The sequence below is a fragment of the Pseudomonas koreensis genome (assembly GCF_036668835.1).
In the GTDB taxonomy this organism is placed as follows: Bacteria; Pseudomonadota; Gammaproteobacteria; order Pseudomonadales; family Pseudomonadaceae; genus Aquipseudomonas; species Aquipseudomonas koreensis_I.
This window is the reverse complement of record NZ_JAZEVW010000001.1, coordinates 1,045,759-1,058,283: the sequence shown is the minus strand read 5'-3', so window position 1 is coordinate 1,058,283 and position 12,525 is coordinate 1,045,759. Positions and strand designations below refer to the sequence as shown.

At 57.0% G+C, this 12,525-nt stretch carries 6 protein-coding genes and 2 pseudogenes; 1 reads left to right on the top strand and 7 read right to left on the bottom strand.

Features of this window, described 5'->3' with window-relative positions:
• Positions 1 to 10: 10 nt before the first annotated feature.
• Together V6F91_RS04785 and ydcS are read right to left on the bottom strand one after the other, a co-directional pair.
• Complete coding sequence (locus tag V6F91_RS04785) at positions 11 to 1,048, bottom strand: ABC transporter ATP-binding protein (protein WP_332762737.1); 1,038 nt, start codon at positions 1,046 to 1,048, stop codon at positions 11 to 13.
• A gap of 236 nt (positions 1,049 to 1,284) precedes the next feature.
• The gene (gene ydcS / locus V6F91_RS04780) at positions 1,285 to 2,436 is read right to left on the bottom strand and encodes a putative ABC transporter substrate-binding protein YdcS (protein WP_332762735.1); all 1,152 of its coding nucleotides are present in this window, start codon (positions 2,434 to 2,436) and stop codon (positions 1,285 to 1,287) included.
• A 298-nt stretch (positions 2,437 to 2,734) separates the two neighbouring features.
• Here ydcS and V6F91_RS04775 point away from each other — a divergent pair, with 298 nt between their 5' ends.
• Positions 2,735 to 3,466 (top strand): tellurite resistance TerB family protein, encoded by a 732-nt coding sequence (locus V6F91_RS04775; protein ID WP_332762734.1) that lies wholly within the window; start codon positions 2,735 to 2,737, stop codon positions 3,464 to 3,466.
• A gap of 613 nt (positions 3,467 to 4,079) precedes the next feature.
• On the opposite strand, the pseudogene V6F91_RS04770 reads toward V6F91_RS04775, so the two are convergent.
• The 5 genes and pseudogenes from V6F91_RS04770 to tssI all read right to left on the bottom strand — a co-directional run.
• Positions 4,080 to 5,189, bottom strand: a pseudogene (locus V6F91_RS04770) (type IV secretion protein Rhs); the annotation flags it as partial.
• A gap of 232 nt (positions 5,190 to 5,421) precedes the next feature.
• Positions 5,422 to 5,811 (bottom strand): hypothetical protein, encoded by a 390-nt coding sequence (locus V6F91_RS04765; RefSeq protein ID WP_332762733.1) that lies wholly within the window; start codon positions 5,809 to 5,811, stop codon positions 5,422 to 5,424.
• 5 nt (positions 5,812 to 5,816) lie between these two features.
• A complete protein-coding gene (locus V6F91_RS04760) occupies positions 5,817 to 10,598 on the bottom strand; it encodes an RHS repeat-associated core domain-containing protein (protein ID WP_332762732.1) in 4,782 nt (1,593 codons plus the stop codon).
• Positions 10,595 to 11,338 (bottom strand): DUF4123 domain-containing protein, encoded by a 744-nt coding sequence (locus V6F91_RS04755; protein WP_332762730.1) that lies wholly within the window; start codon positions 11,336 to 11,338, stop codon positions 10,595 to 10,597. The genes V6F91_RS04760 and V6F91_RS04755 overlap by 4 nt, the downstream gene beginning before the upstream one ends.
• Positions 11,328 to 12,503 (bottom strand): annotated as a pseudogene (tssI, locus tag V6F91_RS04750) (type VI secretion system tip protein TssI/VgrG); the annotation flags it as partial. The gene V6F91_RS04755 and the pseudogene tssI, both read right to left, overlap by 11 nt.
• Positions 12,504 to 12,525 lie beyond the last annotated feature (22 nt).

Here is a 12,525-nt window from a genome sequence, read left to right as displayed (position 1 = left end):
CGAGCTCATTTCATACCCCGCTAGCCACGGTGTCGTGCAGCGCGATCATCGCTTCCCGTGCCCAGCGTGCGCTCAAACGCTGGCCGGTCTGTAGCTGTACGCCGCTGTCGAGCCATTGATTGTTGGCCTGGCTGATGCTCAGGGTCTGGCCGTTTTCCAGCTGCAATTCATAGCGCGTGGCGCTGCCCTGATACTGGATATCCTGCAGCAGGCCGCTGACTTCGATTTCGTGGCTGGCCAGTGGGCCTTCGGCGAAATGCACGTGTTCCGGGCGGATCGAAAACGGCTGTGGATGGCCGCTGATTTCCCGCGCCAGATCGCCGCGTATCACGTTCGAGGTACCGACGAATTCGGCGACAAACGTGGTGCTCGGCTTCATGTACAGATTGCGCGGGCTATCGACCTGCTCGATGCGGCCCTTGTTGAACACCGCGACGCGATCGGACATAGACAGCGCTTCGGTCTGATCGTGGGTGACGAAGATGAAAGTGATGCGGAGCTGACGTTGCAGCTTCTTCAGCTCGCTTTGCATTTGCTCGCGCAATTTCAGATCGAGCGCCCCCAACGGCTCATCGAGCAACAGCACGCGCGGGCGATTGACCAAAGCGCGGGCGAGGGCGACACGCTGACGCTGACCGCCAGACAACTGCACCGGTTTGCGTGAGCCATAACCGCCGAGCGCGACCATGTCCAAAGCTTCTTCGGCACGCTGGTGGCGCTCGGCTTTGCCCACGCCTCTGACCTTCAAACCGTAAGCGACGTTGTCGAGCACGTTCATGTGCGGGAACAATGCGTAATCCTGGAAAACCGTGTTGACGTCACGTTGATACGGCGGCAAACCGGCGGCTTCGGCGCCGTGAATGCGGATCGAGCCGGCGCTGGGTTGCTCGAAACCGGCGATCAGGCGCAGGCAGGTGGTCTTGCCCGAGCCGGAAGGACCGAGCATGGAAAAGAACTCACCGTCCTCGATATCGATGGACACCCGATCAACGGCCTTCACTTCACCGAACTGCCGGGAAACGTTGGTGAACTGGACTGCAAGCGTCATGGTGCGGTGCTCCGGAAAGGCGAGGTCTGCCGTGGCGGCCGTCCTGCAACCCTGAAATATCGCTGCGAACGCGCTCTGCTTTTAGCTCCCTCTCCCTCCGGGAGAGGGCGGGGGGTGAGTGCAGCCATTTCTGCCATTGCTCTGAAATCAAAGGCGTCAAAAGCCACCCCCTCACCCCAGCCCTCTCCCCCAAGGGGGCGAGGGGAAGAGGGAGCCGATCGCGTCGCTGTTTAAATCTAGCGTCCGCCCATAATCGCAATGTAGTCCTGCGTCCAGCGGCTATACGGCACAAACTTGCCGCCCTCAGCCTGCGGGGTTTTCCAGAAAGCGATCTTGTCGAACTGGTCGAAACCATTGGTCTTGCAGCCCTCGGCGCCGAGCAATTCGCTCTCTTTGCACGCCGCCGGCACTGCCGGCAACGAACCGAACCATGCCGCCACATCGCCCTGGACTTTCGGCTTCAGCGACCAGTCCATCCATTTGTAAGCACAGTTCGGGTGCTTGGCCTCGGTGTGCAGCATGGTGGTATCGGCCCAGCCCGTGGCGCCTTCTTTGGGGATAGTCGACGCGATCGGCTGCTTCTCGTTGATCAGGCCGTTGACCTGATACGGCCAGGCGCCGGAAGCGACCACGCCTTCGTTTTTGAAATCGCTCATCTGCACCGTGGTGTCATGCCAGTAGCGATGAATCAACGGCTGCTGCGCGCGCAACAGATCGAGCACGGCTTTGTACTGATCCTCGGTGAGTTGATACGGATCCTTGATGCCCAATTCGGGCTTGGTCGATTTCAGGTACAGCGCCGCGTCGGCGATATAGATCGGGCCGTCATACGCCTGCACGCGTCCCTTGTTGGCCTTGCCATCGGGCAGATCCTGCGCGGCGAACACCACGCTCCAACTGGTCGGCGCCGTCTTGAACACGTTGGTGTTGTACATCAACACGTTCGGTCCCCACTGATACGGAGTGCCGTAAGTCTGGTGGTTGACCACGTACCACGGCGCATCTTTCAGGCGCGGGTCGAGGGACTTCCAGTTCGGGATCAACGCCGTGTTGATCGGCTGTACACGCTTGCCAGCGATCAACCGCAGTGACGCATCGCCGGACGCAGTGACCAGATCGTAACCACCCTTGGCCATCAGGCTGACCATCTCGTCGGAAGTCGCGGCGGTCTTGACGTTGACCTTGCAGCCGGTTTCCTGCTCGAAACCGCTCACCCAGTCATACGCCTTGTCGCTCTCGCCACGCTCGATGTAACCCGGCCACGCCACAATATCCAGCTGACCTTCGCCAGCCCCGACAGCCTTCAGCGGCTCGGCAGCCTGCAGGCTGGCACTGGCCAGCACGGCCGTGGTGATTGCACTGAACAGTGCGGTCTTGTGCACGAACATGGTTGATCCCTCTTCTTCATATTATGGTCGGGGCAGTGGTGAACGCGGTGCAGCATGCCGTGGGCGGCTTGTTATTAGCGTAGTCAGAGATGGCCGTGGCGGGGCGGGCGCCTCTCGACCTCGGCGATGGAGATTTCGCGCTGGGCTGAAGTGTAGATCGGTTTTTTCAAGGTCAGCCGCAGACTTCAATTCTGAATGCGAGCAACATCTCGAAGCACACTCGCCCGGCCGCTTCGGGCACTTTCGCACTAGGCTGAGGGCCTTACAGATCCGGATAACCCCTGTTTGGAGGCGGAACATGAACACCCGTGGATTGCTCGATCAACTGCTCAAATCCGGCCAGGACCTGCTGCAGAACAAGGCTGGCGGCGCATCGAACAAGTCGGCTGCCGGCGGGCTGGGCGGCTTGCTCGGCGGCTCGTCAGGCGCCAGCGGCCTCGGCGGCCTGCTTTCCGGCGCAGGCGGTGGCGCACTGGCGGCCGGCGCCATGGGCCTGCTGCTCGGCAACAAAAAAGTGCGCAAGGTCGGCGGCAAAGTCGCGATCTACGGCGGCCTCGCCGCACTCGGTGTGCTGGCCTACAAGGCCTACGGCAACTACAACGCGCAAAAAGGCAGCGCCCCCCAAAACGAACCGCAAACCCTCGACCGCCTGCCACCGGCGCAAGTCGAACAACACAGCCAGGCCATCCTCAAAGCCCTGGTCGCCGCCGCCAAAGCCGACGGCCACATCGACGAGCGCGAGCGCGAACTGATCGAAGGCGAATTCAGCAAACTCGACAACGACCAGGAACTGCAACACTGGCTCCACGCCGAACTCAACAAACCCCTCGACCCCACCGACGTCGCCCGCGCCGCGAGCACGCCGGAAATGGCGGCGGAGATGTACATCGCCAGTGTGATGCTGGTGGATGAGGAGAGCTTTATGGAGAAAAGCTACCTGGATGAGCTGGCGCGGCAGTTGAAGCTGGAGCCGGGGTTGAAGGTGGAGTTGGAGAGGCAGGTGCGGTTGGCGGGGGGTGATAGCGTGTAATCGTAGTGGCGATCGCCGGGCATCAGCAGGCGGTTGCCCTTTTACGTTAGCTAGACTTCATGCGTTTCAGTCGTTCTCGTAACGGCGTTGAACCGATCTTTGTCCCGATGGTGGACATTGCTCTTGCGGCTGGCTCTGTACATACATTTGGTACTATCCGCGTAATAGAGCTGGCAAATAGATCACTAGCAATCGGTGATTAGCGCACTGACTTCGTCGCCAGATCGGTGTTATTCAACAGTCGACCGTTGAGGTCCGAGTCGGCGGGCCTGCCGTCGAGCAAGTTTCCTTCTGCTAGAAGTATTTGAATGGGTATGTGTCTCCCGTGATTATTATTGAATCTTTTTCTGTATATACCCTGTTGATGTTATTGATAACCAATTGTGGGTTGGTTGGGTTTTGAAAAAGATGATAGAAGAGTTAGAAGTAAAGATAATCTTCGATCAAACTTGCTGCTAGATTTGGATGGGTGTTGAGAAGTTTGTTAAAAGTCGGGTAATCAACTGTCGCAAGCTCTGGGATGTCCACATAGCCTTGCACGGTATCGTCAATCCTGCATTCCGAAATAAACGTGTCTGCAATGATTTTAAACTCTCTTGGAAAGTCGCCGAGTTTGATTTGTGTGGCCGTCGACGGTTTTCTCGATGCGGCGGCCAAAAGCGTCGTATTTGTAGCTTGCGGTGCTGCCACCCGGCAGGCTGACGCCTATCAGGCGGTGCTGGCAGTCGTAGCGGTATTCGGTGACGAGCTTTTGGCCGGTTCCGCGACGTTCGCGAATCAGGTTGCCGTACGCGTCGTAGTCGTAGTGGCGGTCGCCCTGCATGAGCAGGCGATTGCCTTTGACGTTGGCGAGGTTGGCCGCGGGCAGGTCATTTTGTCCGAGGAGGTTGCCTGCCGGGTCGTGAGCGAAGCTCTCTGGCATGGCGCCGCGTACGCTGATCAGTCGGTCGAGTGGATCGTAGTGATAGCTGCGGTTGCCTTTGCGGCTGTCGTCGATTCCGGCGAGGTTGCCGTTGGCGTCGTAGTTGTAGCGACGCTGGAACAGGTGTTTGTCCCGTTGGCTGACGCTGTGGGCCTGTAGTCGGCCCTGTTCATCGTATTGGTATTGGCTAAGCAGCAAGCCTTGTTGGCGCTGTTGCTCGCGGCCTGCATTGAATTGGTGGCTGGTCAGGCGTGAACCGTTCAGGTCGATGCTGCTCAGGCGTCCACCGGACAAATGACGGTAATCGAGCGTGCAGCCATCCGGCAGACGGCAGTGGCTGAGTTGGCCGACATTGTCGTATGCGTAACGCGTGGTGCCCCAGCCCTGATGCTCGGTGATCAAGCGATCTTGCACGTCGTATTCATAAGCGAGCGGCCAATGGCCGTCGTCGACGTTGACCAGGCGACCAAGCGCGTCGTAGCTGTAGTGAATCTCTGCGCCATCGGGCAGCGTCTTGACCAGCAAACGGCCTGCGGCATCGCGCTGGTATTCGGTACCCAGTTCGCTACCGTCGTCGCCGAACTCGGTTTTCTTCAGCAGTTGGCCGTTGAGGTCGTATTCGTACGCGGTGCGGCGGCCGTCGAAGCCGGTTTCCTGCTGAATCAGGCCGTTGGCGTAGTAATCAAGGTGATAGTGCTCGCCGCGCTCGTTTTCAATTTCAGTGAGCAACAGACGCGAGTTGTCGTAGCGGTAGCGCAGTTGGCTGCCGTCGGGATTGATTCGGCGGCTGACGAGGTGAAGAAAAAAGGGGACAGATTTATTTTCTGATTTCGATCAGAAAATAAATCTGTCCCCTTTTCTTAATTTAATTGTTTGTTTGTTTGTTTGTTTGTTTGTTTGGCGCGCTTTGGCTTTATTTTGATTTGGTTGTCGTTAATGTTTTAATGGTTTGGCGAGATTAAGATAAGTGTTGGAAGTTTCGCTTTGTCTATGGTTCTATATTTATAGAAAGTGGTGGTTTCGGATTTCGAAACTAAACTGCTCCGTCATTGTGGTACGCTTTTATATTTGTTATAAATATCGCGCTAGCACTGCAGGTGAAATTGCATAGCATGTTAATCGTTGCATTTATCTCATATTTATTGTCATTATTTTTAATTTTTAGATCTAGAGGTCCGTAGAAGCTGAAATTTATAATCTCCACCGTTGTTACATTGTTGATGATTAAGTCAAATGCGCATTCGTTATATCCGTTTTTTATCCATTTTGCTGGGTAGCTGTCGCCTGTGAGATTGCTGAACAGCTTTAAGGTTATTGCATTGTCGCTAAATATGGCGTGAGAGATGCTGAGATTTGGCGGTGTATAGCCATCTCCGAAGATGGCTAGCCATTGTTTTTTATCTGTAATGTAATCTGTCCACATTTTAGTTACTCGAAAACATAATGGTTGGAGATGCTTTTTAAGTGGAAGGTTCTGGTGCGGTCTGCATTGCCGGTTTCGGGGTCGTACTCTCTTACATTGAAATGCGGTTTATGCGAAGCATGGTCGCTTGGGAAGTCTTCATGCCCATACGAGTGCTCTTGAATTACCACGCGCTCATTATCAATATTTTTGTAGTGATATTCTCTTGTGTAAACCATGTTGCCATCTCTATCGAGAACATTTTGCTTTCCTACTCCATGTTCACCAATTTTTGTAAGTGCAACATGGTTGACTTCCATTGGCTCAGCTGACATAGGTATTCTCGCATCACGTTTTGCATCTTGAAATGCAGCTCTGCGCGAACCGTAAAATTTGTCATTTCTCGTAAATTTTGTTTGTCCTGGACACCCGCTCAACCCCAACGGATCCACCCACCCCGTAGGGTTAGGCACGTACTGGTAGCTATTCAACCCACCCGCAAGCTTGATCGGATCCGGCGTCAAGAACCGTCCAGTCCCCGGATTGTAGTAGCGGTGGCGGTTGTAATGTAGCCCTGTCTCGGCGTCGAAATACTGACCCTGGAAGCGCAGCGGGTTATCGATTTCGCTGATGTCCAGTGCCGCGAGGTTGCCGTAGGCGCGGTACTTCGCCGACCACATGATTTCGCCGCTGTAATCGGTCAGTTCCTGCGGCGTGCCGAGGTGGTCGAGTTGGTAGTAGTACGGGGCCGCTTTTAGCGGGCCTTCGCCGTCGAGCATCGCCAACGGGCGGAAGCTGCCCGGCTCGTAGATGTAGCTGCGATAGCGATTTTCTGCGCTTTCGGCGATCAATCGCTCGCCTTGCCAGAGAAATTCAGTGGTGTGGCCGTCGACGGTTTTCTCGATGCGGCGGCCAAAAGCGTCGTATTTGTAGCTTGCGGTGCTGCCACCCGGCAGGCTGACGCCTATCAGGCGGTGCTGGCAGTCGTAGCGGTATTCGGTGACGAGCTTTTGGCCGGTTCCGCGACGTTCGCGAATCAGGTTGCCGTACGCGTCGTAGTCGTAGTGGCGATCGCCTTGCATCAGCAGGCGATTGCCTTTGACGTTGGCGAGGTTGGCGACGGGCAGGTCATTTTGTCCTAGCAGGTTACCTGCGGGATCATGGGCGAAGCTCTCTGGCATGGCGCCGCGCACGCTGATCAGGCGATCCAGCGGGTCGTATTGATAGCTACGGTTGCCTTTGCGGCTGTCATCGATGCCGGCGAGGTTGCCGTTGGCGTCGTAGTTGTAGCGACGCTGGAACAGGTGCTTGTCCCGTTGGCTAACGCTGTGCGCTTGCAGGCGTCCCTGCTCATCGTATTGGTATTGGCTGAGCAACAGACCTTGCTGACGTTGTTGTTCGCGACCGGCGCTGAACTGATGGCTGGTCAGGCGAGAGCCGTTGAGGTCAATGCTGCTCAGGCGACCACCAGACAGGTGGCGGTAATCGAGCGTGCTGCCATCGGGGAAACGGCAGTGGCTTAGTTGCCCAACGCTGTCGTACTCATAACGCGTAGTACCCCAGCCCTGATGTTCGGTGATCAAACGATCCTGCACGTCGTATTCGTAGGCGAGCGGCCAATGGCCGTCCTCGACGTTTACCAGGCGACCCAAAGCGTCGTAGCTGTAATGAATCTGCTCGCCGTCGGGCAAGGTCTTGACCACTAGACGACCCGCGGCGTCGCGCTGGTATTCGGTGACCAGTTCGCTACCGTCATCGCCGAACTCGGTTTTCTTCAGCAGTTGGCCGTTCAGGTCGTACTCGTAAGCCGTAAGGCGGCCATCGAAGCCGGTTTCCTGTTGAATCAGGCCGTTCGGGTAGTAATCGAGTTGATAGCGTTCGCCGCGCTCGTTTTCAATCTCCGTGAGGTTGAGTTGCGAATTGTCGTAGCGATAGCGCAGTTGGCTGCCATCCGGATTGATCCGGCGGCTGACGAGATGCAGATTCTCGGCGTATTCGTAACGGGTGATACGGCCGAGTTCGTCGCGTTCGGCGGTGACGCGGCCATACGGATTGTAGGTAAACGCGCGTGTGGCACCGCCGGGCAGGGTGACCTGGGTCAGGCGGTCGACGGCATCCCACTGGTAATGAGTGATCGCACCGAATTCATCCTGGCGGGTTATTTGCCGGCCGAGCGCATCGTAGCGGTACTTGCGTTGACCGCCGTCCGGCAGACGCTCTTCCAACAACTGGCCGAGGTTATTCCAGCCCAATTGATGACGACTACCGTCGGGGTGGCGGATTTCCAGCAAGCGCCCTTGGCGATCATAGCGGTAGAAGGTCTCGTTGCCGTCAGGATCGGTTTGTTGGGTGATGTCGCCCTGTCGGTTGCGCTCGTATTTCCAGCGCGCCTTGCCGCGCTGGACATCAATAAGTTGGCCGTTGAAGTAGTTATAACGCGTCGGAACACCTTCCGGGGGAATCACCGCAATCAAGCGCCCGGCATCGCTGTACTGATACTCGGTGATCGCTCCCATGGGATCTTTAACGGCGATCAGTCGACCTTGATCGTCATAAGCGTTCTGCGTCTCGCCACCGTCAGGCGCGGTCTCGCTGACCAAGCGTGCATTTTCGTCATGCACATAGACCAGTTCGCTGCCGTCAGCGTTATGGACAATGACCGAGCCTTTATCGTCCCACTCGTAACGCGCTTCCATCTGCGCGTAATTGGCCCAATGGCGCACGCACCGGGACAGCTTGCCCTCACGCTCCCACTCCCAGAAAAAGCTGGCCCCTCCGGCCATTTGCCGCTCGAGAATGACATGCTGATTGTTGTAGCGGTAATGCTCGGTCTCGCCGATCGCGTTGGTGGAAGAAACCAGTTGATTGAGTGCGTTGTATCGGTAGGTGACGAGGGTCTGAATCGTCAACCATGGATCTTGGCGTTCGCCGCGTTCATTGTATTCGGGCCGTTGTTGCTGTTGATCAACAGCAATGATGTGTCTGTCTTCGTAACGCAGCAAAAGGGCACGCCCTGCGCCGTTATCTATGCGTTGGATACGACCAACGAAGTCATAACTGATGTGCAGACGATTTTCGTAAGCATCGCTGATCGCAGTCAGTCGACCGGCACGGAAATGGTAGAAGCGTGTTTTTGCCCCGGCTTGGGTCAAAATGAGCTCGCCGGGTTCATTGCCTAGATAAATCGCTGCCTGAGCCAGACTGTTGGTGATGGCCGGGCGCTGTTCCGTGGGCATCGGGAAACGGGTTTGCCGGTTCTCGTTGTCCGTCCACAGCACACCCTCATCGTCGATCTGCAAGCGATGAGACAGTGAATGACTCCAGCCATAGCCGAGGCGGCTATCAATTTCGACTGCACTGCTTCGGTATAGGCGTGTCCACTCAAAAGGCAGCAGGCCACCCAGCTCCCCATCAGTGAGCGTCAGTAGCTCTTCACCGGTCACCATCGATACTGGTTCGCCGTCTGAGCATGTGTCGTCGACGCATTGTGCAGGTTTTTTCGCTGGGTTCTTCGGCTGTTCAGGGACGTTGTCGACGGCCTCTACCTGCTCGATCCGCGAGGCTGGCTCCTCTTTTTTCCGTGCCTGAATCTGCGCATCGGATTCCACTTTTCCGCCAGTGATCGGCGGCTTGCTTTTTGGAGCAGTGGCCGTTTCGGCAGGTTTGGGAGGTGCAATCTGAACATCCGCCTTGCGTGCCGGATTGAATTTCGAATCACCATTGAGCAACAACGGTTTTGATGCTTCGGTGTGCGGCGTCGCCTTGGACTTGCTGACTTTCATCAGCATTCCGGTGAAGTCTTCAATCAGCTTTATGACTTTGCCGCTGCTTTGCACCCCTTTGACGGCTTTTGTACCCACTCGTACGGCCAAGCCAAGACCACCGGTCAATACAACGCCGATCAGAATGTTGAGCAGGAACTCTGTCGACATTTGCGCCAGCACTTCGGTACAGGTCTGCGGCGGCAGCATCTTCACCCAGGCCACGATCGCAGCGACATATATCCACATGAGCGGTTCATCGCTAGCGATCAACAGAGCAGTGTGAATCGCGTCGGCAGAGGCGTCGTAGATCTTCTTGATCTGTTCTTCCGTAAAAAAGTTTTTCAGCTTCTCGTAGTTTTCGCGAGGATGGGCAATGAGGTCGTAGAGACTTTTGATATCGCCCCATAAGCCCATGATCGCTTTCATGAAGCCTTCCCAGGCCGCTTCGAGTTCCTGCAACGCGCGACCACCGAGGGATGCATCGGTATGCGTCTGCCAGAGCGGCAGGAAGCTGGTGCTCCATTCGGTTTGTAGCCAGCCGCCCAGCTCGCCGATCACACCTTGATACGAGTTGAACAGGCTATTGATCTGCGCCGGCGTGGGATTGGGGAAGAAAGTAATTTTGTATTGCTGATTGGGCGTGAGCCCGGAGACTTCAAGAATCCCTGATGCATCAATCGTTTTGTTGATGGTCGGGCCGACGTCGTTTTTGCCGATGAAGCGGCCATTGACGACAGGCGTCAGTTGAACTGGCGTATTGCCGATCGGCACGAAGCGCGCGGACTCGAAGCTATGAACCAGGACGAGTTTGCCGTTCGCCGGGCAATTGGCATAAAGGGTATTTTCCTTTTTGCTGTCCTTGTCCGCCGTGCCGACTTCGTCGCCGACTTTGAATTGCTGCTCCGCATCCAGAATGCCGCCGTACCAGGCTTCCGCATGCTCGCGATAATCCCTCAGGCATTTCTTGAAGTCGTTGATGATGGCCTGAGCATCAGGTTGTTTTGCTGTGAGGCCGCCAACGATCCCACCCATCAAAATGCTCATACCACTACCTCTTTTTCCAGATAGGCTTTCAAGAGCCCGCTAAAGTTTTCTTCCGTGAGCGGCGTGCGCTTAACAAAGCGCGCCACTTTTTGTTTCAGGTTCGATTCGGGGAAGGAGAAATACAGATCGGCGTGTTCTTCCTGCAACCACTGGAGCATGTTGCCGATAACGGTCGATGGATTTTTTTCCATTAAGCCATCCAGCAAAGCCTTCGGCACCTCCCACCACGGCCAGTCCCGCACCTTCGGCACCACCCTAGACCCCACTTCCAGCGCCTGACCATTAATCAGATACCGCTCAAACACCGGCAGCACCTCCCCGGCCTTTTCCCCCAGGCCATGCAGAATCGGGTAGATATGCCGGCCATCCCAAAAGCGGAAAAACACCTCGGTCCCGTCCGGCATCTTCACCTGCGTCAGGCTGCGCAGATGTTCGAACACTTCGTTCGGCTCTGAACGCGACACCGCCAGCCAGCCCCAGTCCACCGCGTCGGTTTCGGCGATCCAGGGCAGGAAGGCGGAGTTGGCTTTGAGTTCGGTGACGTAGGGCATCACCGGTTGCCAGGTGGAGTAGGGCGTGCCGCCCCAGATCGGCAGGAGCTGGGCAGTGGGTTCGGTCAGGTACAGGGTTTTCAGGGCGTCGGTATCGCTCGCCGCACTGATCACCAGATACAAACGCTCGCCATTCTGCAACGGCTGTTGCACCAGCCAGTCCTTGGGGGTGATTCGATCAGATGGCACAGGCACCTGCCTTGCATTTCTCGCATTCTTCGCAGAACGGCGCGTTGCGTTTTAAGGTATTGATTTGCGCCGGAGTCAGGACCTGGCCAGCCTTGTCGGCATCCGCCTGTTTCAGCACGCCCGGCATCAACGGCGCGGCGCCCGTACCAACGCCGGGGCTGCCGCCGGAGTTCATGTTGATCACCGGGCCGCTCAGGGTCACGCCGCCGGCGTCGATCTTGATGAAGCTGCCGCCGCCGACAAGAGTCAGTTCTGCGCCGGCTTCCATCACCACTTTCATGCCGCTGCTCAGGTGAATTTCCTGGCCGGCGTCGATGAACTGGCCGGTGCCGATCTTGATGTGCTGGTTGACGCCGACGGTGAGGTGGTCGTTGGCGCGGGTTTCGACTTTGCGGTCGGCGTAGACGGTGTGGTGTTCTTCGGCTTTGAATTCGCTGTAGCTGTTTTGCTCGACGGTGTCGTGGCGTTCGTTGCCGACGCGGATTTTCTGGTCGTGCTCGATGTTTTCGTCCCAGTCGCGCTGGGCGTGCAGGTAGATCTGTTCCTGACCTTTCTTGTCTTCGATGCGCAGTTCGTTATAGCCGCCACCGCCCATCGAACTCAGGGTCTTGAAAGTACTGCGGGTCTTGTTCGCCGGCAGTGGATAGGGGACGGTGTTTTCCTTGTGGTACAGGCAGCCGCTGATCAGTGGCTGGTCGGGGTCGCCTTCAAGGAAGGTCACCAGCACTTCCATGCCGATGCGCGGGATGGCGATGCCGCCGTACTGGGCGCCGGCCCAGGCGCTGGAGACGCGCAGCCAGCAACTGGTCTTGTCGTCGGCCTGGCCTTCGCGGTCCCAGTGGAATTGCACTTTGACCCGGCCGTACTGGTCGCAATGGATCTCTTCGCCTTTCGGGCCGGTGACCACGGCGCTCTGGCTGCCGAGGATGCGCGGTTTCGGGTGGCGTAGCGGCGGGCGGTTGGGCACGTCCCATGGCGTGGCCTGGAAGCGGTTGCGGTAGCCCTGGTGGAAATCGTCTTTCAATGCCGTGGTGTCGCTGGTCACCGACTCCTCGAGCACTTGCGGCTGCTTGCCTTCATGCAGGACTTCGGTGAGCAGCCAGAGGTCATTCCACTTGGCCTTCGGGTGTTCGGTCAGGGCGAGGAAGTGGCCGCTGACTAAAAGGTCACTGGCAGCTGTCGTCGGA